Below are 25,799 nucleotides of genomic sequence, written 5' to 3' on the forward strand. Positions count from 1 at the left end.
GCGCCGTAAACACTAAACTCAACCCGAAGTGAGAGCGCCAAGCGTTGCGAATCACTGTTGAATTGTTTGTTATGTTTTACCACAAGTTACTGACTTAATTGAGAAAGAACTGCTATTTCAAGCCAGTTTTCTGAACCAAACCACAAGGCAAGAACCAACTTGGCCGCCAAAAGCGACTAACCCAAAACCAGTAATTCCACTTCCCTGCCCAATGAGGCAACCCAACTAACTTTCAACAAACTCCCTGTCTTTCCAACCAAAGCGCAAAGCAATGCTGAATTGCCGAGGCAACTGCCAAGCCAAAATGCCAATTGACTAAGAACCTAAAAGCGACTTAAAGCCAGTTAAACAATAAGCCGACCGCCACGACCTGACAATGAAGCAACCCACGAACATTGGCATGTTTTACGGGCTGAGAGATTCAAGAACTTAGGCCGGCAATGCGGATTTGCTGAGTCTACTAGAGACGAATTGCCAGTGGGACAAAGAACTAAAGCCTAAGACCTTTAAGCCTTTGAATTTCAAGTAAACATAACGCCCTGCTAAGGGGTGAGCAACGCAATACAAAAGCCGCCGCAAACCACCTTAATCACTAAATTCAACGCATAGTAAAAATGCCACGCGTTGCGAATCCCTCTTGAGCAGTTTGTTAGTCGCGAGGCACCGAGCGACAATTTTAAGCCGAACTAAACTTTGCGAACAACAAACTTTATGTGCTTTGATGCATTTAAGTCAGGCGTAGTCTCAAAGCGGCTACTCAATGAAACCACTTGGAACAAACAACGCCGTAGAAAACAGACTGACAACACCAAAAAGCGCTTTTGGAAAACCAATCTCACAGTGCGGACTTTCAACAAAGTCGCTGAAACCACGTGGAACTTACAACACCAGAGAAAAAGTCATTTCAGCGAGTAAATCTGCTTTTGTACCCAATAAACTCAACGAGCTGAGTTGCAACCGAAAACAGACTCTCGATTGCCCTGCTCTGTCAGCATCAGAGAACGAAACAACCGCTAGGGCAGTTACAAAACTTTGGACTTGAAACAGTTGAAACTTAGTTTTGACCAACGACGATGAACCTGTGAACCGAACAATCAGCAGCCAAATTTTGAGCTTAGAAACATGATTTTGATTGCTAGCTTTTTCTGGCGACTAACGCCCAATTAAGGTGTGAGGCACGCAATACCGATGCCACCGCATACCACCTTAATCACTAAAATTAACGCATAGTAAAAATGGCAAGCGTGCCGAATCACTCTTAAATTGTTTGTTAGTTTGCGTGCCAAAGTGACACAGATATTGCTTATTACACACTTTAAGACCATAATACACATGTGACATTTTGACACAACAGGAGATAACATTATGGCTACTACTTTGCCTCGCATCACCGCTAGAGTTGATGTCGATACACAAGACTTACTTACTAAGGCTGCCGCGATCGCCGGCATGTCTAGCATCAACTCGTTTGTTCTAAGCGCTGCAATCGAAAAAGCTAAACAAGTCATCGAACGTGAACAGGCTTTAAAACTGAGCCAAGCAGATGCGATGTTGCTCATGGAAGCTTTAGATCGTCCTGCAACACAGAACTCAAAACTAAAAGCTGCTGCTGATCGATACGAGAGCAAAACTCAATGATGAATACGGTACTTCTAGATAAAGCCAAACACGATAGAAACCGATTCAACTGTGGCATCGAAGCTCTCAATAATTACTTAAAAGTAATGGCGAGTCAGCAAGCAAAGAAGGACAACACCAGAACTTTTGTTTTGGAAGATGATAGCGACAGCTCACATGTTATCGGCTTTTACACGCTAACAATGACACCAATTGACTTAAAGGCATTGCCTGATAAGTTACAAAAAAAGCACCAATCATCCACCTCTGGTGGTCTGATTGCCCGCCTTGCTGTCGATGACCGATACAAAGGGAAAGGATTTGGTGAGTGGCTGCTTATCGACGCACTCAGAAAACTATTAGCCGCTAGTGATAGCGTTGCATTTCCAGTTGTTATCGTTGATGCCAAAGACGGTGCGAAACACTTCTATGAACGCTATGGTTTTCAAGCATTTGAAGACGCTGAAAACAAACTCTTCATCACCATTGCAGATGTGAGAGCAAGCTTAGGCTAGTTAACCGCTAGCTTTTAGCAAACTAACGCCGCATTAAGGTGTGAGCACCGCTTGCCTATACTTTGAGCGAAGCGAAAATGGCAAGCGTTGCGAATCACTCTTAAATGCTTTGTTAGCTTTTTTTAGTTCAGCACGTAAGTACTTGTTTATGTCATTTAAGCTGATTGACTTGTTTCCGTTTAACGGAATACTAATTACTGGCGTATTATTTTTATTTGCTCGGTCGATTTCCAACCTAACCCACTTAGATTTTGAGACTGAATCAGTGTTAAGTAGCACGACCAGATCAGAATTATCTAGTTGCTCAATGACAAATTTTTGTTTGTCTTTTGCATCATTATCTATGATGTCTACAAACGGCTTGCCATAGTCAGAGACAACCTCCGATATAGACTTAAGATGATCAACCGTGATTACCTCATCTCGAAGGGTATAGCTAATAAAAATATTCATTACGCAATGCGACCTTGAGAAAACAAGAAAAATCCAACTACAGACAAAGACATTAGAACAAAGTAAAGCGACATAGATAGATTAAACATAGCGTTACGCCAACTAACATTTACCATTGAGATGTTATCGGTTGAAAGTTGGTTCCTTGATGCTATTGCCTGAAGCCTTGTATTCATGCGCTTTCGGGTAACTCGTTGATAATAATATGCAGTAAAATCAGCAATCCAAAAGCCGAACGCTACAAGAAAGGGAACTACAAAGTATGAAGGGTCTAGAGTATCAGATGTTAGTTTACCAAGTGCGACAGCTGCTATACCGATTACCGCAACACATAGTTTTTTAAATTCGAAACAGTTTTGACTAATTTTCAAGGTCGCTTCATGAAGTTGATCAACTTCAACCCAATCCATTTCGTCAGCAGCATTACGCTTGTACTCTTGAAAATTACTACCATCACTCATTCAATCTAATCTCTATTTTTCTTTAGATGCCGCTATTATACTGGATAGTTTTACGATAAAAAGCTAACGCCCAATTAAGGTGTGAGGCACGCAATACCGATGCTACCGCATACCACCTTAAACACTAATACCGACGCATAGTAAAAATGCCACGCGTGCCGAATCACTCTTAAATTGTTTGTTAGTACGCTGTTCCTAAACCTTTTGGTTTGCACCAAGATATTGAAATATAGCACGAAACTGTTGGCTTAAAACGCTGAAGCTAAAGGGACAACTGCTAAACTAGAAATCAACCTCAAAACGTAAGTTGGCTAGAAGAAAAACACGCAAACTCCCCTATTTTAACCAGTTTCAAATTAGCAAAGGATTCGGTCACCAGACTTAACCAACCACACCAAAGTACCGAATTGAAGACTAAACAGCCAACAACACAAAAGAAACCGCGCCAACGAAATAGCCCAAAAGTTAGAAACCGTAAACGGTGAAATCGACGCGAACACTCCGCACATAGTGCCACCGGAAAGAACGTGAAAGGCACATTTGATCCAGTGAAAAGCTGGAAAACGGAACTGATAAACACCGAAATTTTTAACCGTTGATGCCACCCCCGTACTAACGCTTTCTATACGGCAATTTGCCTCCTTTCTGGCAAGCTACCGCCCTCTTTCTGATCAAAAGCGCTATAAATCGTAGCATCTATATACATGAAACAAATAGAAAAACAGTATGAATATGTGTGGTCGCGCGCGCAATTAGACGGCGCAATGCACGCTAATTACAAAAGAGCTGATAGACTGAAGGGGCTGTATAAATAAACAGGTCAATTTTATCATGAAAAGTCAGTTTTTACTTAGTGTAAAAGAGCACATGCTTACTCGTCATTATGCGAATAAAACCATCGAAAGTTATCTATTTTGGATAAAACGCTTTATCACTTTCCACCAGCTTGCCCACCCTTCAACACTAGCAGAAGATGATGTAGTTCAGTTCCTGAGTTACTTAGCGGTAAAAGAAAAAGTTGCGGTAAAAACGCAAGCTTTGGCACTGAACTCAATATCATTTTTATATCGTGATTATTTCAAAACTCCACTATCACTTGATATGAGATTTCAGAAATCCCTGACCGAAAAGAAACTTCCCGTTGTATTAACTAGGGAGGAGATCCGACGATTCGTTCAACATATCGACCCGAGGTATAAACTCCATATTCAGTTGCTTTATGGCTCAGGGCTTCGAGTCATGGAGTGTTTGCGCTTAAGAGTTCAGGACATCGATTATGATTATGGCGCAGTTCGTGTTTGGCAAGGAAAAGGAGGTAAAAATCGTACCGTAACGTTAGCAAAAGAGCTACATGAGCCGCTTAAAGCTCAGGTTAATTTAGCAAGAGATTACTATTTTAAAGATAGACACATGCCTGGTTATGCGGGTGTATACATCTCTGAAGGTTTACGACGTAAATACCCAAAAGCGGAGCTAGATTTTAACTGGCACTTTTTATTCCCATCAACAAAGTTAAGTACAGATCGGGACACCGGAGAGCTCAGAAGGCATCATATCAATGAAAGTGCAATACAAAGAGCGGTAAAGCGCGCTGCAACGAATGCGTGTATCGAGAAAACAGTAACATGCCATACACTCAGGCACAGCTTTGCCACACATTTATTGGAGTCTGGTGCTGACATTAGAACAGTACAAGAGCAGCTTGGTCACACCGATGTAAAAACCACCCAGATTTATACTCACGTTATCGAGCGCGGGGCTGGCGGCGTGTTGAGTCCATTATCCAGCCTTTAGAAAAACAAAGCCACCTCGAAAAGGTGGCTTTGCTGTATAACTCATTATTGACGAACACCGAGTTTCACATTGCCTTTTGAGTCAAACCAAAGCGCTTGTGAACGACGGCGTCCAATCAATATTGGACCATCATCATAAAAGAGAAAGTTCTTCCAATGCTTTTTAAAAATCGACCACTTAGTTTCGATGACATTGTACTTCTCGTAGCAAAAGTAAACGGTCACATCGTCTTGCCAATCGATATGTGCTTCTACTTCCGCTGGCATGTCCGGATCATCCAACTCCCACGCAGCCATCCAATCAACGACTTCAGACCAGTTCGCCTCATTCATTGGCCAATCTTGGGAGCTAAGTCGATCCATATCGGGGCTTTGAGCACTAATATTTTCTTTCCAAAATTGTGCTGAGCGGGCTTGGCTCATCGGCTTAATAAAAGCCAAATCTTCTTCTGGCACAGGCATCGACTGATGCGTAAAAATCCATTTTCTTTGGTATTCATCCAAAGGCAAATAAGACATTCAGTCTCCTTTATTACGATTTCAGCCAACCTTTCTCTGTGGCTTCTTCTATCAACTCTTTCGCTTTGTCCCATAAGGTAACAGAGCCAAATTCAATTCGTTTATTAATGGTAAGTGCTTGTTCACGAGAGACGCCATGCTCCTTCCAACTCTGACCATTATTATGGTAGTTCAAGAGCATTGGAATTAACCGATCGAGTGCTTTTGCATACTTAGCATCATCGGTCTGCGCGGCTTCAAATTCATGCCAAAGCGCCAATAACTCTTGCTCCTGATCGCTGGGTAACATACCAAACAAGCGTTCTGCCGCTCTAATTTCTTTTTCTACTTGCTCTTGAGACGCGGCAGTATCATAAACAAAGGTATCCCCCGCGTCGATCTCTACTACGTCATGTATCAATAACATTTTCATCACTCGGCAAATATCTACTGGTGCATTCGCATGCTCTTCCATCAATATTGCCATCAGTGTGACATGCCAACTATGCTCACCACTATTTTCGAGACGCCCTTCAGCACTTTTAACTCGGGTTCGGCGCAAAATACTTTTGAGTTTATCGAGCTCGATTACAAGTGCTAATTGCTTTTCCAATCGCTCCATACTATCGCCCTTCTGGTTGCCAATTCGGATTAATAAGTGACGTTAGAACGTGGTCTTGCCATTCACCATTAATCAAAAGGTAATCTTTTGCATACCCTTCTTGGTTGAACCCTACATGCTCTAGCACAGCTTCACTACGTTTGTTGTGAGGCATGTAGCCGGCTTGAATACGATGTAACTTCTGCACGTTAAACATGTAGTCGCAAGCCATGGTTAATCCACGACGCATATAACCATGCCCTTGCGCTTTTTCAGCGAGAGAGTATCCGACGTTACAAGAATAAAAAGGGAAACGACTCAAATTACTAAAGGATATCGTACCTAGCATTTCACCCGAAGAGGCTCTGACCAAGAGGCAATAATACCCCAACCCCATTCGATGCATCTCATTGAGCTTGATAAGCTTTTGCAACCAACCGTTAACTGAGAAAAAAGCCTCTTCACGTTTCGGCTCAAACGGTTTCAGGTATTCTCGGTTCACTTGAAAATACTCGGCAATCATATCTGCGTCACCGATTTCAGCGGTACGAAGAAGCAAGTCACCGTCCAACTTATGAACGGCGATAGATGAGCTGTTATCTTCCATTACAAATGATTAATTCCGTCTTTTCGTTCAATTCGATTAATTCTTGCGGATACCGTAATCACGCAGTTTATTAGCGATTGAGGTATGCGATACATTTAAGCGCTTAGCAAGCTTGCGGCTTGATGGGAATGACTGATACAAACGCTCCAGAACCTGAGATTCATAGTCACGCATGATCTCATCCAATGAACCGTCGATGTTAAGCGTTGCACTACCTGCGCCGACTGATTGAGGCTGAGGTAAATTGAAGTGCTCCGCGTTTAGTATACCACCATCCATTTCTGTGAGCGCTCGAAGAACCATATTATCCAGCTGGCGCATGTTTCCTGGCCACTGATAATTTGCAAGGGCATCAACTAGACCATCATCAAACTCTGGCTTATCAATCCCAAGCTGTTGAGCATGTTTCGCCACAAATAACTCAAGCAATGGCGCAACGTCATTTGAGCGCTTACGTAACGGAGGAATGCTGAGCGTAAGTACGTTGAGACGATAATACAAATCTTCACGGAACATTCCTGCCTCAGAAAGTTCGGCAAGGTTATGTTTTGTTGAAGCGATGATACGAACATCGACATGCATCTCATCTTCTGCACCGACACGACGGAAATTACCATCCTGTAGAAAACGTAACAGCTTGATTTGAAGATGCGAACTCATTTCACCGATTTCATCAAGAAATACCGTCCCGCCATTTGCTTGCTCAAAGATGCCTTTGTGACCTTGTTCATGATTAAATGAACCCGGCGCGTGACCAAAAAGTTCGGTTTCTGCTACATCGTCAGGCATCGAGGCACAACTCAAAACTAAGAATGGCTTACTCGCACGGCTAGAACGGCTGTGGCAAGCTTTAGCAAGCATTTCTTTACCGGTCCCCGTTTCGCCTTCAATCAACAGTGGCTGGTCAAGCACAGACAGCTTCTTAGCTTGATTCATTAGTGCTTTATGGCGGTTCGATATTCCAACAAAGTGCTCAAAACCCAGAGGATTATGCAGCGGTAGCGATTCTTCAATTCTGGCAACTTGCTGACTAGAGCGAATCGTCATCAGTGTACTCGCTAGAGTGGAGTTTTGCGCTTCGTCTCGGATATAAACTGGCATCAACTCAAGAACATAGTCCAAGCCATCAATCACAAGGTTTTCCCGCGTTCTGCCATTCACACCTTCAGACCAGCGAGAAAAACGAACACTTGGCAGCAAAACTCCGATCTGCGTGCCAATTACTTCTTGCTTGTGAAGACCAAGCAGTGAAAGTGCAGACATGTTTGCCATGTCTACGGCACCTTTAAGGTCGATGGCAAAAACCGGATCGGGCAAGTTATCAACTAGCGAAAGCAGCTCCGTATTGTGGCGCTCCATCGGCATAAACTGGATTTTACGTACGTCTTTCACCCCCGGAATACGGCGGATTTCAGCCATCAGCTCACTAAACGTATCAAAATCAATATCTGGGCAATTCAAATAGATAATACCGCTAATATCGATTTCGATACCACGCAAGTCGATGCTTTTAGACGCTAAAATATCGAGCAGTTCTCGGGTCAAGCCGAGTCGATCTTCACATAAGACTTCAAGACGCACTGAAAATATCCCAATTCACGACTGTCAGGAAAAGTTGACAGTAGTTTCTATCATGCTTGGAATGGCGTCAAGCAATCCTATCCATCAAAGTTGATATTCGTTACGGTTTCATCGTAATTGATGCAACTTTCGCCGCCACAGCCTTGCGTATGGTGCCCAATTTAACCTGACGGTCAGGATACCAAGGTAGTGGACGCAATAAGGTCATCGCTTTCAAGCCCAAACGTGCAGTGAGAATACCAACGCCTAGCCCCTGCCCCGCACGAGCAGAAACTTTGCCTGCAAGGTCCATCGACATCAAGTCCATACTAGCATCAATAGCCAGCTCACTGGCACCAGCCGCCGCCATATTGACAAATACCGCTTTTAGTAGCTTGATGCGAGAGGCGTAACCTAGCTCTACCCCATATACTTTGGAGAGGTTGTCGATCATTTTGAAATTTCGCCACGCCACCAGCAACATATCAGCGGCAGCCAGAGGGCTCACCGCGACTAGGGCCGCACACTCGGTTGCGTGCTGCGATACGATTTTCGTTGCCAATTTGTCTTGTTGGCTCACAACCATCGAGTCATACATATCAAGGATTTCAGCATCACTATGAGCTGGGTTAATGCTGTTCTGCCAACGATCAAAGCCCGGGTTCTCTGCCATCACACCACTTTGTTCTGCCACATTTTCGCAAAAGGCTTTCCCTTTCCCCACACTCTCACTATTAACAAGCGCTTCTGCTTCTTCTTGAACACTAAAATGATTTCGTAGTTTGCGCAGTTTCCAAAGCTCTTTACCCATCGCCCCTAAACCAAGCGAAGCGATCGCAGCAATAAACCCCGTCCAGCTTAAAGCCAACCAATCAGAAGTTTGAATTGCGGTTATAACCGAGTCCACCGCTTGCCAGCCAACCAAACCAGCGAAGGTGGCAAATGCGCCAGTCGCGAGCCACTTTCTGCCCGGTTTTGGACGAATGACATGCTCGAGTTGCAATTCCTGTTCGGTCTCCTGGCGCTCTTCTTTAACTTCAACAGGTACGAATGTTTCTTTTTCGCCGAATGTTTGCTGCGCCGTCAACTCCGGTTGATTCGATTGCTGCTCTTTTTCCATTGCCTTTTCAGAGAAAACTTGTTTTTGCTTCAACTCACTCATTTCAATTTATCTCCAATCAGGTAATCCAGTGCTTTGTCTAAGCGTATGTGCTTCACTGGCTCATCATTCGGTGAGGGCATTGGACGGAATGACGTAAAATCAAACCCGTTGTTTTGCCAATAAGCCGCATTTGGTAGCTTTTTCGGTACTTCTCCCGGAAACATCGTCATCGGCTCACCATCCAACGTCGTACCCTGTAACGCCGGAATCGTCTTATCTCCAGAAGAAATAAATCCCGTCGTGGTTGATTGGATAGAAGCGATACTCATGCAACTCATCTCGATATTCTCGTAGGCTGCGGTTTGCCACGCTGGATGCACCATTTGTTGTAGCAAAGACACTAAATTGGGATGCTGATCGGGCGTTATGTGATCCGCTTTTGTGGCAGCAAATAGCACTTTGTCTATTTTTGGCGAGAACAAACGACGTAAAAAGCTACTGCGACCATAACGAAAGCTATGCATGATCTGCTCTAGCGCTTGGCGCATGTCGTAAAACGCTTCATCGCCGGCATTGAGAGGCTGCAAGCAATCCACCAGCACAATCTGTCGATCGAAGGTCGCAAAGTGATGCTTATAAAACGCTTTCACTACTTTCTGTTGGTATTCCTGAAAACGCGCTTCGAGCATCGCAAAGTTGCTGCCCTTAAGCGCCTTGCTTTCCGAATCAGCACGACACGGGAAAAACTGTAGCACTGGCGCGCCTGCGAGCTCACCAGGTAATACGAAGCGGCCAGGCTGTACCCAATGAAGACCTGCGTCTTTACAGGCATGAAGGTACTCGGTGTATGTATGCGCAACTTTCTCGAGTAGTTTCTCGTTCACTTCAGCAGAAAGATCCACCTTTTCTAATTCAGACAGCCAAGCTTTGGCTAAATCGCCACGCTGGCCTTTAAGTGCATCAAACTGAGTTTGCGACCACGTCGCAAAGTCCATGTCCAATAACGGCAGGTCGAGCAGCCACTCTCCTGGATAGTCGATAATATCAACATTTAAAATTGCGGTTTTACTCAACAGCTTTTTCGTGGTTTTATTTGGTTTGTACTTGAGCGCTAAGCGAATCTCACTCACATCCCGTGTTGGTACTGGCCATTGAGGTGGGGTCGCATGGATCTGGCTCATCGCTTCATCGTAAGCAAAACGTGGCACCATCATATTCGATTGAGGCTCACGCTTCGCCCCAATAAGGCGCTTATCTCTAGCCGCAGTCAAAAGAGGCAAATTGTCATGGGTTGCAGTATGAAGAAGCTGATTCACTAATGACGTGATGAATGCCGTCTTACCGGCACGAGAAAGCCCGGTGACGGCAATTCGAACATTGGAGTCCATACCTCTGTTGATAAAGTCATTGACTTCTTTCTTTATTCTTTTCATTGCGCTTCTTTATCTTGCTCCGCTCTAAAACAACGTTATCAGCCACTTCGGGTATTAATCTATGAATACTTACCTTTCAATACTGAACTCTATGAGTCTAACTTTATATACCTTAATAAAAGATGAACAAAACATTCGCTTAAAGCAGGATGAAAAAAGAAAAGCCCCTGAGTGGTTCAGAGGCTTACTTAATCAACACTAAAGCATTAGTGACCCTATTTATGCTGATTACTGTGTTGAACAGAAACCTGCTTTCTTTGAGTCTAGTCGTCTTCGATTAATTTATAGATAACAAATAGAGCGATTTCTAAAATCAGCCACAACACACATGTGATGGTCACGTACTTCTCATCAAAAATGCTGATGCCGTGAAGGATCAAGTCGTAGCCAACAAAGCCACCTACCACTACAGCAAGAATAATTTGTAGAATCTGAATAAAACGAGGCATGCCGTCTCCTAATTATTGTTCGCATAACGTTTGATTGCTATGCCCTGAGGTTTATATCTACATTATATAGACAAAAAGTGCAGTTTTCGCTGCACTTTTGTCAAATGTTTGCTAGGTAAATCAGCACCTTGTCACATTCTCTCTACTGAGACAATGTAAGATTACCGTTTGCCTTATGCTTCCATCTCTTGGATTTTCACTTTCCAAGTGTCAGGACCGATTTGGTGCGCGTTAACGCCATTTGAGTCGACAGCCACTGTTACTGGCATATCTTCAACTTCAAACTCGTAAATCGCTTCCATACCTAAATCTTCAAATGCGACAACGCGAGCTTTCTTGATCGCTTTCGCTACAAGGTACGCCGCGCCACCAACAGCCATTAGGTAAACCGCTTTGTGATTCTTGATAGATTCAACCGTTGCAGGACCACGCTCAGCTTTACCGATCATGCCCATGATGCCTGTTTTTTCTAGCATCATATCGGTGAATTTATCCATACGCGTTGATGTTGTTGGACCAGCAGGACCAACGACTTCATCACCAACTGCATCGACAGGACCTACGTAGTAAATGAACTTACCGTTTAGATCTACACCTTCTGGTAGACCTTCGCCATTATCTAGCATGCCTTGAATACGTTTATGCGCTGCATCACGGCCAGTCAGAATTTTACCTGATAGAAGAACGGTTTCGCCTGTCTTCCACTCTTGTACTTCTTCTTTAGTAATCGTGTCTAAGTTTACGCGACGCGTGTTTTCTCCCGCTTCCCAAGTAATGTCTGGCCAATCTTCTAGTTTAGGTGGCGTGAGCTCTGCTGGGCCGCTGCCATCAAGCGTGAAGTGTACGTGACGAGTCGCCGCACAGTTCGGGATCAAACAAACAGGCTTAGAAGCCGCGTGCGTTGGCGCCGTTTTGATCTTAACGTCGACAACAGTTGTCAAACCACCAAGGCCTTGCGCGCCGATACCAAGTTTGTTCACGCGATTGAAGATATCAAGACGAAGCTCTTCTTCTGCGTTTTGCGGGCCACGGTCAATAAGCTCTTGAATATCGATGTGTTCCATTAGAGATTCTTTTGCCAATACCGCTGCTTTTTCAGCCGTACCGCCGATACCAATGCCAAGCATGCCAGGAGGACACCAGCCCGCGCCCATTGTTGGTAGCGTTTTCTCTACCCATTCTGCAATATCGTCAGATGGGTTTAGCATCACCATCTTAGTTTTGTTTTCACTACCGCCGCCCTTTGCTGCGATCTGAATTTCAACTTTATCGCCCGGAACCATGTTGATGTGTACGACAGCAGGCGTGTTGTCTTTGGTATTAATACGTTTACCGGCAGGATCCATAAGTACTGACGCACGCAACGGGTTGTCTGGGTTCGTATACGCTTGTCGAACACCTTCATCTACCATCTGCTGAACCGTCATGTCGGTTGAGTCCCATTGCACGCCCATACCGATGTTGACGAAACACGTCACGATACCAGTATCCTGACAAATTGGTCGGTGACCTTCTGCTGACATTCGGGAGTTAATTAGGATCTGAGCAATCGCGTCTTTAGCGGCTTGGCTCTCTTCACGGTGGTAGGCTTTTTCAAGAGCTTGAACAAAGTCTAGCGGGTGGTAGTAAGAAATATACTGTAGCGCATCAGCGACACTGCTGATCACATCCTGCTTGCGTATTACCGTCATTACATGCCTCGTTATAGTTATGCTTCCATTATTGGCTTGGCTTCAATCGTGTTTGTTGAGCTTATTGCTCTTTTGAGCTTCGTTTTTTATAAACAATTGTCGAACGGCTGATATCGACACACGAAACGCTGAAGTCGCCTACTTGTAAACCATCTCAAAACCCTATGAATAGAGGGAGTTTGGCTATACAGAGGAATATGATACTCTTGCTGCCCATGACATGCCATGCAGTGAACGATCTCTTTGTCACAAATTACACAAATGAACAACATGGACAATCAATTCATTGATTTTAAAGCGCTGGAATACGCACCAGAGTTTGCTCTTCACCTCTTTTCTCGCATTCAACACCGACCTTGGGCGATGTTGCTGCGTTCTGCATCAGAAACGCATATCGATAGTCGCTTTGATGTGTTGGTTGCCAACCCAATTGCAACGTTAGAAACCACTGCCAAAATTACACAAGTTGAAACGCCATCGAATGCCTATTCAACTCAAGATGACCCATTCGCGCTGCTTCATCAGTTGCAAGAACAGTGGCTTCCTCACGTTGAGTTAAATAAAGAATTGGATTTGCCTTTTGTCGGCGGAGCGCTCGGTTACTTCAGTTACGATTTAGGTCGACGCGTAGAAACGATGCCAGAACTGGCCGAAAAGGATCTCAATACGCCTGATATGGCAGTAGGTCTGTATGAATGGGCCGTCGTTGTTGACCACAAGCTTAAAAAAGCCTGCCTAGTCGGTCAGAATATCGAGCAAGCTTGGCAATGGTTAGACGAGCAAGAAGCTGAGCAAAGCGTAGACTTCGCTCTGTCTGGTGATTGGCAGTCAAACATGACGAAAGAGAGCTACGCTACTCGCTTTGACAAGGTGCAAGAATACTTGTTGAGCGGTGACTGCTATCAGATCAATTTGGCGCAACGCTTTAACGCACCGTATCAAGGCAGTGAGTGGCAAGCGTATCTGAAATTGGAGTCCGCCAACCAAGCGCCATTTTCCGCTTTTATCCGTATGCCAGAGTCTTCGATTTTGAGTATCTCTCCAGAGCGCTTTTTAGAACTCAAAGATCGCGTCATTGAAACGAAACCAATCAAAGGTACTCGACCACGCAGCGAAGATCCAAGGCAAGATAACGCTAATGCCCATGACTTGCAGACAGCGGAAAAAGATCAGGCAGAAAACCTAATGATTGTCGATTTGCTGCGTAATGACATTGGTCGAGTTGCATCACCGGGTAGCGTTCACGTGCCAAAGCTGTTTGATATTGAAAGCTTCCCTGCCGTGCATCATTTGGTGAGCACCATTCGTGCGAATTTGGACGAGCAATATTCTCCTGCAGATTTGCTACGAGCGTGCTTCCCGGGCGGTTCAATTACGGGCGCACCTAAAGTTCGCGCAATGCAGATCATTGAAGAGTTAGAGCCACATCGACGCAGCGCGTATTGCGGCAGTATTGGCTACATTTCTCGCCATGGTCGTATGGATACCAGCATCACCATCCGTACTCTCGTAGCGGAGAATCACAAACTGTACGCTTGGGCTGGCGGCGGCGTCGTTGCAGATAGCGATTGCGCTTCTGAATATCAAGAAACGTTGGATAAGCTCTCAAAGATTTTACCAGCGCTGCAATAGTAGATTTCAACAGCGGACAACGTCGCTTTCATGCTATTGACGAAAACAATCTAAAACGCCTCCAGAACGGATAATGCCGCTCGTTTAACAGCGAGTGGCATATTTCTGTATCTCATCACCCTGCACAGCGACGAAGAAGAAGCGTGATACAGGTTCTTCTATTCAAGCACTTTATGGTCAAATTTGTTTCATTATCCGCTCAGCGTGCTGCTAATAGATTCTTAGTCTCGCCAAGGCTCGCTAGAATGACCTAAAATGATCGGCATTATCTCCAGTATGGAGCGTTTTTTGTGTGTTTTATTTACAGGTACTTTGGCTTTTAGCCGCTGGCTAACAAGAGTCCGTTTTTTTAAGAGGCAGCGTCTACTGCTCAAGCCACTTACACATGATCTGTTCAATATCGGTTGCGGTGTACGGCTTAGTGAGGATGTCGTCCATGCCTGAATCAATACACTTTTGACGCTCTTCGATAGTAGTGCCAGCGGTTAATGCGATAATAGGATGAGTAAAGCCACGCTCTCTCAGATACATCGTCGCCTCATAACCATCCATTTCCGGCATTCGGCAATCCATAAATATTAGTTCGTAATCTTTGTTTTTCACCGCTTCTAAAGCTTCTTTCCCATTGGCTTTTAAATCAGGTGTAATGTCGAGTTTTTTCAGCATTTGAGTAACTATCACTTGGTTCATTCTGATGTCATCAACCACCAATATTGAGCGTCCTGCCAAATCACTTCGCTCTATGGTAGCTAATTCCCCCTCTGCTGCGCCTGGGGCTTGCCCCTCCTTTAGAGGAATAGAGACTTTAAAGGTGGTACCTTTGCGTTCTTCACTTTCAAAGCTAATCTCGCCCTGCATCAAATCCACTAGATTTTTACAAATCGCAAGGCCCAAACCTGAGCCTTCAAAACTGCGCTTCGCCGAGCGATCTACTTGCACAAATGGGTCAAATAATGAGGGCTGCGCTTCTATCGGGATGCCAATACCCGTGTCTTCAACCTCAAAATGCGCAATACCGTTTATCCACTCCACTCGCAGCACCACCCCACCCAAATGAGTAAACTTAATAGCATTTCCCACCAAGTTGACCAAGATCTGTGTAATTCGCTCTAAGTCACCAACTAAAAACTCGGGAATACCGAGCTTTTTATCGATGGAGAAATGAATTCGCTTTTCTGCTGCTTTAGCTGAAAATACGCCCATGATGGCTTTTTCAAGCTCTTCCCAAGCAAAGACCTTATCGATGATTTCCATCATACCGGCATTCATCTTGCTGAAGTCGAGAAGATCGTTAATGATGACCCTCAACAAGTCTCCCGATTGAGTCAAGTTGTTTAGGTAATGGCGTTGCTCTTCACCTAACTGTGTTCGACTTAGTAGTTCAGCACTACCTAACACGCCATTAAGAGGTGTACGCAACTCGTGGTTAATCATGGCGACAAACTCTTTCGTCGCTTTTTCCGATTCCTCTGCCCGCTTTCGCAGCTCCACTTCTCGCTCTAAACTCAAATGCCGGCCAATGACCCCATGAACCAAATCCGATACCAGCTCCATCTGTTTGGAAATAAACGACTGATCGATTTGATCCAACTGAACAGAGAAGATCAACTCCCCTACTGTTTGCTTGTCAATGATGATAGGCAAATGCAAGTTCTCCCCCTGCCAATTGGGGACAGTCTTAATCGTATTCTCATGGCGAAGCTGTAAATGACCAAAATGATGTCGGCGCAAAGAAGAAAGTTTTGTGGAATCAAGATGTAAGTAAGCCGCAGAAATGATTGAGTTCGAAGTGAGCTGCTCAATAAAACTGGCAATCATAGCTTCATCAAAGGTGCTCGACAAAAAAGTTCGACCAAACTTAATCAGCGTCGCGTCAACTTTCTCTTCGAACTCAAACTTGCGTAAATCCTTTTTTGATTTCAACTCAAGCTTTTTCAAAGCAACACTTAGCTGTTGAGTAGATTCATAAAGTTCGAAGCTCTTCTGCTCCAATAACCGCTCAGCTGCTTTTCTTGATTCGATTTCTCGTTTGAGTTTCCTTTCTAGCGAGGAACTTCCTGTCATATCGTTCTTATTGTGCCTCTAACCAAAAGCGAACCTGGCTACCATCTTCTGACTGGTTTTGGTGTTTGATATGAATAACTTCACCAAAGTGCGCTGCGCAACCTTTTATTAGACCTAAACATACGTGAGACATGCACCGCGCACTTCGATAATCAAACACCATGTTTGATTGAGTCTCGCTGATAAAATCAAACTGAGGAGGATTAGCATCTGGGTAGAGCTTTCTGACCTCGACATGAATAAAATCTTCAACATGGCGAACAAATTGAAATGTCGTTTCACACTGCTGCAAACTGGCATGACTAGGAATCGAGCGAAGTAAATTCAAAAAAACGCACTCTCCAAATACTTCTTGCAGTTGTTCAGGCGGAATGCCAGATACTTTGCTGAGATTCACAATCAATTTAACCAAGTCTTTATGATCGTAACTGCCAACTGCCGTATAAATCCCTTCGTCATTAGAAAGGTCGAGCACTTGGTCTAACACATCGAGACCAAACTTCTCTTCCACTAACTCCATGAACTCGGTGAAAATAATCCCTTTCATTAGTCAATACTTGCCCCATAGTGACGTCTTAAAATAAAGAATGGTTTATAACCTTATAAGTTTCAAATTATTATACCCAAGCAGAGTGAGGCACACGACACAAAGCAGGGAAAGAACCAATGGACGTGCTTTGGTATTGCCGCACTAATACTTTAATACCGTACCAACGGCGATAGCACCACGCCTCTTGCGGCCATTGAGTATAATAAATAATGGTTAGGCACAATAAATAAGGATTTGGTTTGGTTATCGACAAAACTCAATTACTGCAAAACTTTCAATTTCGGCTTCCAACGGGTTACCACAAAGAGTCCCTCGCGCGACTGAAATGGATGAAAGGAAAATCACTGCGAGACGCAGCGGTCTTAATTGGTTTTGTAGAACGCCCGGAGGGGCTACAGGTCATTTTGACAAAGCGAGCAGCACACTTGCGTCATCATCCGGGACAAATCAGTTTCCCCGGCGGTAAGTTTGAGCAGGAAGATCATCATCTAATCAATACGGCATTAAGAGAAACCAAAGAAGAGATCGGCATAGAAGATGAACATATTCATGTATTTGGCCAGCTTCCAACATTGCCAACGATTAGTCAGTTTAATGTGACACCGTTTTTGGCCTTTATTTCTCCTGAGTATAAAACGCATATTGACCCAAATGAGGTGGAGTCTGTTTTTGAAGTTCCTGCTAACCACATTCTGAATCCGAAAAAGTTGTACAGCACCAAGTTTGACCTAAAAAACAGCAGTCATCGTGTATTTGCTATCCCATATAGACAGCATTTCATCTGGGGCATGACCGCACAAATCATCGAATCAATGCAAAAACATATCATTTCACATTAAAAACTTCTGATATCGGTATTTTTATGGATGCGATCATCATGCGCATCAATATTAATAAAACGTTGCTTCATAAACATTCATTCACATTAGATTAATTTGCCGTTTTCACCGCAAACGCTTGCGGTGAAATAAATTTATACAAACAGCCCTATCGATAAGTTTTTCTAATTTTACTCATTAGCAGAAATCACGAGTAGCACATCATTTTCGTGATAAAAAGCAGGTTTTTGACATATCATTCAATAAGCGTAAGCAATAAATGATTTAGATCTAATTTTCCTAGTGTAAAATCTTGCAAAATTACTCCCGACTTATTTCCTGTTCCCAAAATGAGTAACTAAAAAATGAATACAACTACTTCTGCGGTTTCTACCGCACAATCGTCTAGTAAGTTTTCTTACAAAGACTTTACCTGGTGTCTGTCCCTTTTTGGTACGGCAGTAGGTGCCGGTGTACTATTCCTTCCTATTAAAGCAGGTGCAGGTGGCTTTTGGCCATTAGTAATCCTAGCCCTAATCGCAGCACCAATGACTTGGTTCGCACACAAATCTTTAGCTCGCTTCGTTCTTTCTGCGAAAAACCCAGAAGCGGACATCACTGACACAGTAGAAGAGCACTTTGGTAAGACTGGCGCAAACCTTATTACGTTCGCTTACTTCTTCGCTATCTACCCAATCGTACTTATCTACGGTGTTGGTATCACAAACACGGTTGACTCTTTCCTAGTTAACCAAATGGGTATGGAATCTATTCCTCGCTGGCTACTTTCTGGTGCACTTATCGCTGCAATGACAGCGGGTGTAGTGTTCGGTAAAGAGCTTATGCTGAAAGCAACTTCAGCGATGGTTTACCCTCTAGTGTTCATCCTACTAGCGCTGTCTGTGTACCTAATTCCTGGTTGGAACACTTCAATGATGGAAGTATCACCTGACTGGGGTGCAATGCCAGCTATCGTATGGCTAGCAATCCCTGTTATCGTGTTCTCTTTCAACCACAGCCCAATCATTTCTCAGTTCTCTAAAGAACAACGTCGTGTATACGGTGATGACGCAGTTAAGAAAACTGACGCTATCACTGGTGGCGCAGCGATGATGCTAATGGGCTTTGTAATGTTCTTCGTTTTCTCTGTTGTACTTTCTCTGTCTCCAGAGCAACTAGCAACAGCACAAGAGCAAAACATCTCTGTTCTTTCTTACCTAGCAAACGTTCATGAGTCTCCACTGATCTCTTACTTAGGTCCACTGGTTGCTTTCGCGGCTATCACTTCTAGCTACTTCGGCCACTTCCTAGGTGCGCATGAAGGTCTAGTTGGTCTAGTGAAATCTCGTTCAAAATCACCAGTAAGCAAGATCGAGAAGATGTCTCTTATCTTCATCGTAATCACAACTTGGATCGTTGCTATCGTTAACCCAAGCATCCTAGGTATGATTGAAACAATGGGCGCACCGATGATTGCGGCAATCCTATTCTTGATGCCTATCTTCGCAATGCAAAAAGTTCCAGCAATGGCTAAGTACAAAACTTCAGCACCTGTGCAAATTTTCACAGCAATCTGTGGTCTTGCTGCCATTAGTTCTGTAATCTACGGCGCTCTTTAATCATCCCAGCCCTAGCACGGTATGATTAATCCAAAAATATAACGATAAAATTAAGCCTCCCAACTCCCCTTGGGAGGCTTTCTTCTGAGGTAATCGATATGATTAGTGTTTTTGATATCTATAAAATCGGTGTTGGACCTTCAAGCTCACACACTGTAGGCCCAATGAAAGCGGGTAAAGAGTTTATTGATGACCTTCGTGCAATGGGAAAACTGCGCGACATCACTAAAATCACCGTTGACGTTTATGGATCACTATCACTGACAGGGAAAGGTCACCACACAGATATTGCTATCATCATGGGTCTTGCAGGCAACACTCCTGAGAAAGTTGATATCGATTCTATCCCGGGCTTTATCGCTCGCGTAGAAGAAACTGAACGCCTTCCTGTTGGCATGCACTGTCACACAGTATCGTTCCCACGTGAAGGTGGAATGAACTTCCACAAAACAAACCTTGAGTTACACGAAAACGGCATGCAAATCCACGCTTGGATTGATGACGAAAAAGCGTACTCAAAAACTTACTACTCCATCGGCGGTGGTTTCATCGTTGATGAAGAAAACTTCGGTAAAGAAGTTGAGAACCCAGTAAAAGTTCCTTACCCGTTTACAACGGCAGAAGAGCTTGTAAAACAATGTCATGAAAGCGGCCTATCTATCAGTGCGCTAACCATGAAAAATGAACATGCGCTTCATTCTGACGAAGAAACTCGTACTTACTTCGCAAACATCTGGCGCACAATGCGCGAATGTATGGATCGCGGTATGAACGAAGAAGGCATTCTACCTGGTCCACTACGCGTACCTCGTCGTGCGGCAGCACTTCGTCAGCAACTGCTTACTTCTGAAAAAACAACGAACGATCCAATGTCTGTTGTTGACTGGGTAAACATGTTTGCTTTTGCAGTAAACGAAGAGAACGCAGCAGGTGGTCGTGTTGTAACTGCGCCGACTAACGGTGCATGTGGCATCATCCCTGCGGTACTGGCTTACTATGACAAGTTTATTCAAACCGTAACTGAGAAAGACTACATCCGTTACTTCGCAGCTTCTGGTGCAATTGGCGGCCTTTACAAGCGTAACGCGTCTATCTCTGGTGCAGAAGTTGGCTGTCAGGGCGAAGTTGGCGTGGCATGTTCTATGGCAGCAGCTGGCCTTGCTGAGCTTATGGGTGGTAGCCCAGAGCAAGTATGTATGGCGGCAGAAATCGCGATGGAGCACAACCTAGGTCTAACTTGTGACCCGGTTGCAGGTCAGGTTCAGGTTCCATGTATCGAGCGTAATGGTATTGCAGCTGTAAAAGCAATCAACTCAACTCGTATGGCACTGCGTCGTTCTTCTGCTCCTACTGTTTCTCTAGATAAAGTTATCGAAACCATGCTAGAGACAGGTAAAGACATGAACGCGAAATACCGTGAGACTTCTCAAGGCGGCCTAGCAGTAAAAGTTATCTGTTAATAAGCCTTGCTGAATATCGACGAAACCCGAGCCGCTGCTCGGGTTTTTTATACTTCATTAACCATGAATAATGGGTTGCTACGCCCAGCATAAAAAAACCTAAAACCTTGAATATATCCAATTATTATGGATATCCCCGTAAAAAATCACATCCCTCTCCTAGCTTTATTGATAACGTAGCCAAAAATTAAACTTGGAGCACACCAACACATGATTAGGTTTGAAATTGGAAACCAAATCTGCGTTTGCTTGTCCGAAAACGAAATATCTTTAGAGCTCAATCAATCACTCCACCACTCCATTCCTGTCAACCCAAATGAGTACGCCATTCTGTCAACCATCGCCAAATACGGCAGCTTAAATACGCCAATTAGCCAGCGATTGATAGAAAGCAAAATCACTCAACAATACAAAATGACACTGCCTGAAAATGGCTTTAAAAACGCGGTGGCCGCTCTAAGAAAGAAATTTCGCAAGCTCACGGAAGAACACGTAACCACAAAAAAAAATATTATCGAAAATATTCACCGGACCGGATACTTCATCCCTTTTACTATGCAAAACAACCATCAGAATGGCATCGACCATCAACACAAGATCAATCAATACACAACAAACAGCCTTGGCAAAGCCCTTCGTATTTGTCTGCGTAATAAAAAGATCTATTCAGATACACTGTGGGTCGTGTTGCTCACAGCGATCATTTTCTTTGCCATCTGTTACTACGCGATAAACAGCATTGTGAAACATAATTATCTGGATAACGCCTTCGAAATTGCAGAGAATCTTTCCCAAAAGAGCTGCTTTGCTGATGAAAGAGAATTGAAGTCGCTCTTTGATAATGTAAAGCTGGTCGAATCGAGCATGATGCTAGACCGTTTCAATATCCGGTGTTTAGTCACCCCCGAAACCGTTGTCCCTGTCAGCAAAAAAGCATTTGAAGAGTGGAGTAATAATAGCAATTATACGACCCAATCATTTGACTTGAATAACGCGACCGTTTTGGTTCGTGTCAAAAACATTAACTTATCCGACAACGTTGAAAATCATATTTCGCGTTTTTTTCTTTCCGGCATGAAGCTATCAACCAATACAGGGACCTCTTTAGAAATTGGTAACACCAATGAACGCTTTTTCAACTATCACGTGAAGAACAGCGGCTATAAAGAGGTGTATTACATCTCTGGCCCGTTTCAAAGCATCATTTTATTAAGCTTGCTGTTTCTCATAATACTGCGTCATCGCTCCCTACAAGCCTTTATGACTTATTTGTGTGCAATTCGACAATTTAAAATCAAACTGGAGCCGATTTATGACACTTCAGCGCAAAAGATTGTGCATTACGAAGCGCTCTCGCGGTTTAAGGTAAAAAATACGCAACGGTTTATTGAAACACTGATCCGCAATGGACTGCTTCTTACTCATACCTTACTGGTGATAGAGTCCATCTATACTAAGCACAAAGCGCTGCCTATTCCTATCAGCATCAATATTTGTCCTTCTTTGCTGCGAGGACGCAACTTTTCAATCCTACACAGAGAACTATCTAACCGAGATTGTCGTTTGCTGACGATTGAAATCACGGAAAATGCATCGATGTACTATACCTCCGAGATTTATGGCAATGTCGCGAAACTAAAAGCACTGGATTGTAAAATCAGTATCGATGATTTTGGCACCGGCAACAACAACGTGTCGCTCATCAGTAAAATCAATCCAGATTATTTGAAAATAGATCGGGAGTTTGTGATTGGTTTAAAGTCGGACGATAAGAAAGTGGAAACGTTGCGTCAGTTAATCGCCATGGGAAATACGTATCGGTGTACCGTCATTGTTGAAGGCGTAGAAACCGCCGATAGCGCTCACTTACTCACAACATTAGGTGCCTATATTCACCAAGGTTATTATTATCCTCTGCATTTCTAGCTTTTCTTAACCTCGTGAGTTACTTAAACTAGAGGGAATACTCTATTAAAGTTCGTGGCGGCATGAGGATATGCCGCCAATTTGTGGTTGAACGATGATTGCTATTAAACCCACCAAACTGAAAGATTTTTCGAGTTTGATGCAATTGGATGTGCAGGAAGAGCAGAAAGGATTTTCTACGCCGTTTGAAGTGGCTTATCAAAAACGCAATAAGTCTGAAGCGTTCTTTACGATTTATTCTGACGATCTATTAGTTGGCTATCTTGTTATCGATAAAGGCTTCTCCCAACATGCGCCCTTTGCCAAAAGGCACGAACTGGGGCTCAAGTACTTGATGGTTGATCGACGCTTCCAACGCCAAGGGGTTGGGAGTGAAGCGTTACGTAAACTGTTCGTTTATGCGTATACCATTGACCCCGAAAGCACCTCTCTTTGCGTCACTGTGCCACAGAGTCAGCAATACGCTATCAGTTTTCTTGATGCGTGTGGATTCATCAATACAGAGAAAACTACGTTTGGTGAGAACGAAAAAGAGTGGATTTTACGTCATCCACTGAGCTAGCAAGAAAATTATAAAAAATAGGGAATATCCAGATACAACAAAGGCAAGCTCATGGCTTGCCTTTGTCTTCAATGCTCAATAAAAAGTGACTTATTCACCTTTGTAAATACAACCGGCTGTGCACGTTTCTTTGATTTCTACTTTGCTTAGCAACGGTAAACTTGGCTTAAGCTGTTGCCAAATCCATTTTGCTAGCACTTCGCTCGTCGGATTCTCCAACCCTTCAATGTCGTTCAGGTAATAATGGTCTAAACGATTGTAAATTGGTTTGAATGCCGCTTTGATTTCAGCGAAATCCACTACCCAACCAGTATGCGGGTCTACCTCACCTTCTACATAAAGACGAACTAAGAAAGAGTGTCCATGCAAACGACCACACTTATGGCCTTCAGGTACATGTGGCAAGTGATGTGCCGCTTCGAACATAAACTCTTTGTACAATTCTGTTTTCATCTTGATTCTCAGGCTTTAAAAAGACACGCAATACTAAGGAATTCACTGCCAACAGACAAGTGCTACTCAATACAAGCGTAGCAAAACGCCGTTTGTTCTCAGCGAAAATAATTAAACCTTTGTCCTGAACGTCGTATTTCTGTCATGCGCCAAACATTTGATTACACAGCACTCACATCACAATTACATATCCCCAACATGAGTGGGGTCACAATCATTCATTTCGTTGTTCGCAGTGCGCATTTGTGCACATTAAGATTGTGCAGTTCGTTCCAATTACACTTATAAATTTATGCGCTCAACTATCACTTTTAAGCTCTTGCTCGCGTTAATTGCCGTCTTCAGCTGTGTTCTGGCAGCCTCTACGGCTTATCAATACCATCAACAAAAAACCTTAATCAATGATGTTCTCAGTGAACAGCTTCATGATAAGGCTAGTAATTACTTCGATAGCCTAAACATGATGATGCTAACAGGCACCATGTCGCAAAAAGAAACTTTGCGAAAAAAAGCACTCGCTCAAGAAGGGATTGAAGAAGTTCGCGTGTTGCGGGCCGATACCGTAACCAAGCTTTACGGACCAGGACAAGCAAACCAACAACCGGTCGATGATATTGACCAACGAGCTTTAAATGGCGAACTGGTCATTGAGCCAATTTCAGCCAATTGGGGGAACGGACTGGTTGTCGCGCTACCAATGAAATCAAGCGAAAATTATCGTGGCACCAACTGCGTTTCTTGCCATGTAGCACCAGAAGGCGAAGTATTGGGCGCGATTCGTTTGGAATACAACATGAACCACGTCAATTCAATGATCAATAAACAGGCAATGTTTGCGATGGGAATAATGGCCGTTATCGCGTTTGTTGGTTTTATTATAACGATGAGTTTGATTCGTAAGATCATTGTTCGCCCAATACAAAAAACGTCTCAATTCATGGCGAATGTGAGCCATAGTAAAGATCTATCTCAACGACTTGTTCATCACCAAAAAGATGAGGTAGGCCAACTTTCTACCGCGATTAATTCGTTTATGGATACGGTATCCGAGAGTTTAGAGCGTGTACAAGACACCTCCCATTCTCTTGCCAATTCAGCCAGTCAGTTAACGGATGTTGCACAATCAACAGACAAAGCGGCCAATAATCAACAATTGGAAACCAGTGACGTACAAAGCAACATCACCGACATGTTGCAACAACAAACCGCCGTTGAAGACTCGACCAATAACGCCACAGCTCTAGTCAACCACACCGTTGAAGTTGCCACTCACAGCGCAAGCCAAGCACACAGCGTGAGCGAAGACATCAAACACTTGGTGAGCAATATTGACGGCGTGCGGGAGAAAATCAGTTCGTTAAACCAAAGAACCGAGGAAGTGTCGTCCATTCTTGGGGTCATTAAAGGCATTGCAGAACAAACCAACCTGCTCGCGTTGAATGCTGCAATTGAAGCCGCCCGAGCCGGAGAACAAGGACGTGGTTTTGCCGTCGTCGCGGAGGAAGTGCGTAACCTAGCTTCTCGGACCGCCGAAGCCACGGGCAACATTGAGCATATCATTTCTCAATTCCAGCAAGGGAGTGAAGAGTCCTTAGCCTCTGTGGATACTGTCTGCCAATTTGCTCACCAACGTTCAGTCGATGTCGAGACACTTTCAGTCACGATGCATAACGTTGTCGATGAAATGCATCAAGTTCTGAAACATGCGGAAAACATTCAAAGCCAGACGCAAACCACATCCGACGTCAGTCAGCGTATTCTATCCAAAATTGATGTGATCACACTGCATGCTGACGACACATCGCAATCAGCATCGCACACGCGTGATATTAGTGTTGATTTAGAGCATCTATCCGAACGTTTAGAGCAATTACTTAACCAATTCACACTTTCAGAGCATCAAAGAGTGAATAAATAGAGAGATTCTCCCCATCA

General features: G+C 43.9%; 23 protein-coding genes. 10 read left to right on the forward strand and 13 right to left on the reverse strand.

The genetic code is table 11. The features are described from left to right. Positions 1 to 1,365 precede the first annotated feature (1,365 nt). Complete coding sequence (locus tag ACHFJ9_RS16875) at positions 1,366 to 1,638, forward strand: DUF1778 domain-containing protein (RefSeq protein ID WP_017420534.1); 273 nt, start codon at positions 1,366 to 1,368, stop codon at positions 1,636 to 1,638. After that, a complete protein-coding gene (locus ACHFJ9_RS16880; protein WP_395355617.1) occupies positions 1,635 to 2,132 on the forward strand; it encodes a GNAT family N-acetyltransferase in 498 nt (165 codons plus the stop codon). Before ACHFJ9_RS16875 ends, ACHFJ9_RS16880 begins: the two co-directional genes overlap by 4 nt. A gap of 33 nt (positions 2,133 to 2,165) precedes the next feature. Here the strand turns inward: ACHFJ9_RS16880 and ACHFJ9_RS16885 are convergent, their stop codons facing one another. Both ACHFJ9_RS16885 and ACHFJ9_RS16890 read right to left on the reverse strand, forming a co-directional pair. Then, positions 2,166 to 2,585: a TIR domain-containing protein gene (locus ACHFJ9_RS16885; RefSeq protein ID WP_065431826.1), complete on the reverse strand. Its 420-nt coding sequence runs from the start codon at positions 2,583 to 2,585 to the stop codon at positions 2,166 to 2,168. Further along, entirely contained in the window at positions 2,585 to 3,046 is a 462-nt protein-coding gene (locus ACHFJ9_RS16890; protein WP_395355620.1) for a hypothetical protein, read from the reverse strand. The genes ACHFJ9_RS16885 and ACHFJ9_RS16890 overlap by 1 nt, the downstream gene beginning before the upstream one ends. 831 nt (positions 3,047 to 3,877) lie before the next feature. Between ACHFJ9_RS16890 and ACHFJ9_RS16895 the strand changes: the two genes are divergently transcribed. Next, a complete protein-coding gene (locus ACHFJ9_RS16895) occupies positions 3,878 to 4,840 on the forward strand; it encodes an integron integrase (RefSeq protein WP_395355622.1) in 963 nt (320 codons plus the stop codon). Positions 4,841 to 4,884: 44 nt separating this feature from the next. Here the strand turns inward: ACHFJ9_RS16895 and ACHFJ9_RS16900 are convergent, their stop codons facing one another. The 8 genes from ACHFJ9_RS16900 to ACHFJ9_RS16935 all read right to left on the reverse strand — a co-directional run bounded on the left by ACHFJ9_RS16900 (position 4,885) and on the right by ACHFJ9_RS16935 (position 12,780). Beyond that, positions 4,885 to 5,358, reverse strand: coding sequence for a DUF2947 domain-containing protein (locus tag ACHFJ9_RS16900; protein WP_012841656.1), 474 nt, complete (start codon positions 5,356 to 5,358; stop codon positions 4,885 to 4,887). A gap of 13 nt (positions 5,359 to 5,371) precedes the next feature. Beyond that, positions 5,372 to 5,959, reverse strand: coding sequence for an HD domain-containing protein (locus ACHFJ9_RS16905; RefSeq protein ID WP_005396932.1), 588 nt, complete (start codon positions 5,957 to 5,959; stop codon positions 5,372 to 5,374). Position 5,960: 1 nt separating this feature from the next. Next, positions 5,961 to 6,545: a ribosomal protein S5-alanine N-acetyltransferase gene (gene rimJ / locus ACHFJ9_RS16910; RefSeq protein WP_395355625.1), complete on the reverse strand. Its 585-nt coding sequence runs from the start codon at positions 6,543 to 6,545 to the stop codon at positions 5,961 to 5,963. 36 nt (positions 6,546 to 6,581) lie between these two features. Then, positions 6,582 to 8,126 carry a transcriptional regulator TyrR gene (tyrR, locus tag ACHFJ9_RS16915; protein ID WP_256954815.1) on the reverse strand — a complete coding sequence of 515 codons (1,545 nt, stop codon included), beginning with the start codon at positions 8,124 to 8,126 and terminating at the stop codon, positions 6,582 to 6,584. Positions 8,127 to 8,226: 100 nt separating this feature from the next. Further along, the gene (locus ACHFJ9_RS16920) at positions 8,227 to 9,267 is read right to left on the reverse strand and encodes a YcjF family protein (protein WP_203347140.1); all 1,041 of its coding nucleotides are present in this window, start codon (positions 9,265 to 9,267) and stop codon (positions 8,227 to 8,229) included. Beyond that, entirely contained in the window at positions 9,264 to 10,640 is a 1,377-nt protein-coding gene (locus ACHFJ9_RS16925; protein ID WP_317397056.1) for a YcjX family protein, read from the reverse strand. Before ACHFJ9_RS16925 ends, ACHFJ9_RS16920 begins: the two co-directional genes overlap by 4 nt. 263 nt (positions 10,641 to 10,903) lie before the next feature. Then, complete coding sequence (locus ACHFJ9_RS16930) at positions 10,904 to 11,089, reverse strand: hypothetical protein (protein ID WP_012841654.1); 186 nt, start codon at positions 11,087 to 11,089, stop codon at positions 10,904 to 10,906. Positions 11,090 to 11,262: 173 nt separating this feature from the next. Beyond that, the gene (locus ACHFJ9_RS16935; RefSeq protein ID WP_005376905.1) at positions 11,263 to 12,780 is read right to left on the reverse strand and encodes a fumarate hydratase; all 1,518 of its coding nucleotides are present in this window, start codon (positions 12,778 to 12,780) and stop codon (positions 11,263 to 11,265) included. Positions 12,781 to 13,050: 270 nt separating this feature from the next. On the opposite strand from ACHFJ9_RS16935, the gene pabB reads away from it, so the two are divergent. After that, a complete protein-coding gene (gene pabB / locus ACHFJ9_RS16940; RefSeq protein WP_395355629.1) occupies positions 13,051 to 14,412 on the forward strand; it encodes an aminodeoxychorismate synthase component I in 1,362 nt (453 codons plus the stop codon). A 363-nt stretch (positions 14,413 to 14,775) separates the two neighbouring features. Here the strand turns inward: pabB and ACHFJ9_RS16945 are convergent, their stop codons facing one another. Further along, the gene (locus tag ACHFJ9_RS16945; protein WP_256951151.1) at positions 14,776 to 16,476 is read right to left on the reverse strand and encodes an ATP-binding protein; all 1,701 of its coding nucleotides are present in this window, start codon (positions 16,474 to 16,476) and stop codon (positions 14,776 to 14,778) included. A 7-nt stretch (positions 16,477 to 16,483) separates the two neighbouring features. Further along, on the reverse strand, positions 16,484 to 17,023 hold the full coding sequence (locus ACHFJ9_RS16950) for a heme NO-binding domain-containing protein (protein WP_395355631.1): 540 nt from the start codon (positions 17,021 to 17,023) through the stop codon (positions 16,484 to 16,486). Positions 17,024 to 17,265: 242 nt separating this feature from the next. Between ACHFJ9_RS16950 and ACHFJ9_RS16955 the strand changes: the two genes are divergently transcribed. The 5 genes from ACHFJ9_RS16955 (at position 17,266) to ACHFJ9_RS16975 (ending at position 23,411) form a co-directional block, all read left to right on the forward strand. Beyond that, a complete protein-coding gene (locus tag ACHFJ9_RS16955) occupies positions 17,266 to 17,865 on the forward strand; it encodes a CoA pyrophosphatase (RefSeq protein WP_005396902.1) in 600 nt (199 codons plus the stop codon). A 344-nt stretch (positions 17,866 to 18,209) separates the two neighbouring features. Continuing rightward, the gene (locus tag ACHFJ9_RS16960; protein ID WP_005396901.1) at positions 18,210 to 19,463 is read left to right on the forward strand and encodes an aromatic amino acid transport family protein; all 1,254 of its coding nucleotides are present in this window, start codon (positions 18,210 to 18,212) and stop codon (positions 19,461 to 19,463) included. Between the two features lie 98 nt (positions 19,464 to 19,561). After that, a complete protein-coding gene (locus ACHFJ9_RS16965; protein ID WP_005396900.1) occupies positions 19,562 to 20,923 on the forward strand; it encodes an L-serine ammonia-lyase in 1,362 nt (453 codons plus the stop codon). A 210-nt stretch (positions 20,924 to 21,133) separates the two neighbouring features. Further along, positions 21,134 to 22,849, forward strand: coding sequence for an EAL domain-containing protein (locus tag ACHFJ9_RS16970; protein ID WP_395355634.1), 1,716 nt, complete (start codon positions 21,134 to 21,136; stop codon positions 22,847 to 22,849). A gap of 94 nt (positions 22,850 to 22,943) precedes the next feature. Then, positions 22,944 to 23,411 carry a GNAT family N-acetyltransferase gene (locus ACHFJ9_RS16975; RefSeq protein ID WP_046876185.1) on the forward strand — a complete coding sequence of 156 codons (468 nt, stop codon included), beginning with the start codon at positions 22,944 to 22,946 and terminating at the stop codon, positions 23,409 to 23,411. A 90-nt stretch (positions 23,412 to 23,501) separates the two neighbouring features. Here ACHFJ9_RS16975 and queD read toward each other — a convergent pair whose 3' ends face one another. Next, complete coding sequence (queD, locus tag ACHFJ9_RS16980) at positions 23,502 to 23,864, reverse strand: 6-carboxytetrahydropterin synthase QueD (RefSeq protein ID WP_005376896.1); 363 nt, start codon at positions 23,862 to 23,864, stop codon at positions 23,502 to 23,504. Positions 23,865 to 24,156: 292 nt separating this feature from the next. Here queD and ACHFJ9_RS16985 point away from each other — a divergent pair, with 292 nt between their 5' ends. Continuing rightward, entirely contained in the window at positions 24,157 to 25,782 is a 1,626-nt protein-coding gene (locus tag ACHFJ9_RS16985; protein ID WP_395355637.1) for a methyl-accepting chemotaxis protein, read from the forward strand. The last annotated feature ends 17 nt before the right edge of the window (positions 25,783 to 25,799 follow it).

Origin of the sequence: Vibrio sp. D3 (genome assembly GCF_043995865.1) — a bacterium.
GTDB classification, from domain to species: domain Bacteria; phylum Pseudomonadota; class Gammaproteobacteria; order Enterobacterales; family Vibrionaceae; genus Vibrio; species Vibrio diabolicus.